Source organism: Lelliottia sp. 489 (assembly GCF_050435885.1).
Taxonomy (GTDB): Bacteria; Pseudomonadota; Gammaproteobacteria; order Enterobacterales; family Enterobacteriaceae; genus Enterobacter; species Enterobacter nimipressuralis.
This window is the reverse complement of record NZ_JBNDLC010000016.1, coordinates 1-1,087: the sequence shown is the minus strand read 5'-3', so window position 1 is coordinate 1,087 and position 1,087 is coordinate 1. Positions and strand designations below refer to the sequence as shown.

1 tRNA gene and 2 rRNA genes are annotated in these 1,087 nt (G+C 50.7%); all 3 read left to right on the top strand.

Features of this window, described 5'->3' with window-relative positions:
- A 16S ribosomal RNA gene (locus ABIE11_RS21790) occupies nucleotides 1-70 on the top strand; the annotation flags it as partial.
- Nucleotides 71-155: 85 nt separating this feature from the next.
- Nucleotides 156-231: transfer RNA gene (locus tag ABIE11_RS21785), tRNA-Glu, on the top strand.
- A 219-nt stretch (nucleotides 232-450) separates the two neighbouring features.
- Nucleotides 451-1,087: ribosomal RNA gene (locus tag ABIE11_RS21780) — 23S ribosomal RNA — on the top strand; the annotation flags it as partial.

Sequence of the window (1,087 nt, the reverse complement as noted above, 5' to 3'; positions counted from 1 at the left end):
GTGATTCATGACTGGGGTGAAGTCGTAACAAGGTAACCGTAGGGGAACCTGCGGTTGGATCACCTCCTTACCTGAAAGAACCTGCCTTTGTAGTGTCCACACAGATTGTCTGATGAAAAGTAAATAGCAAGGCGTCTTGCGATTGAGACTTCAGTGTCCCCTTCGTCTAGAGGCCCAGGACACCGCCCTTTCACGGCGGTAACAGGGGTTCGAATCCCCTAGGGGACGCCACTTGCTGGTTTGTGAGTGAAAGTCACCTGCCTTAATATCTCAAAACTGATTCTCAGGAATCATGTTTGAGATATTTGCTCTTTAAAAATCTGGATCAAGCTGAAAATTGAAACGACACGCTGCGTCTGTTCTCCGTAATAAGAACAGAGTGACGGTGTGTTCGAGTCTCTCAAATTTTCGCGACACGATGATGTTTTACGAAACATCTTCGGGTTGTGAGGTTAAGCGACTAAGCGTACACGGTGGATGCCCTGGCAGTCAGAGGCGATGAAGGGCGTGCTAATCTGCGATAAGCGTCGGCGAGGTGATATGAACCTTTGACCCGGCGATACCCGAATGGGGAAACCCAGTGTGTTCCGACACACTATCATGTCATGAATACATAGTGGCATGAGGCGAACCGGGGGAACTGAAACATCTAAGTACCCCGAGGAAAAGAAATCAACCGAGATTCCCCCAGTAGCGGCGAGCGAACGGGGAGGAGCCCAGAGTCTGAATCAGCGCGTGTGTTAGTGGAACGGTCTGGAAAGTCCGGCGATACAGGGTGACAGCCCCGTACACAAAAATGCACACGCTGTGAACTCGAAGAGTAGGGCGGGACACGTGGTATCCTGTCTGAATATGGGGGGACCATCCTCCAAGGCTAAATACTCCTGACTGACCGATAGTGAACCAGTACCGTGAGGGAAAGGCGAAAAGAACCCCGGCGAGGGGAGTGAAAAAGAACCTGAAACCGTGTACGTACAAGCAGTGGGAGCCTCTTTATGGGGTGACTGCGTACCTTTTGTATAATGGGTCAGCGACTTATATTCTGTAGCAAGGTTAACCGTATAGGGGAGCCGAAGGGAAACCGAGT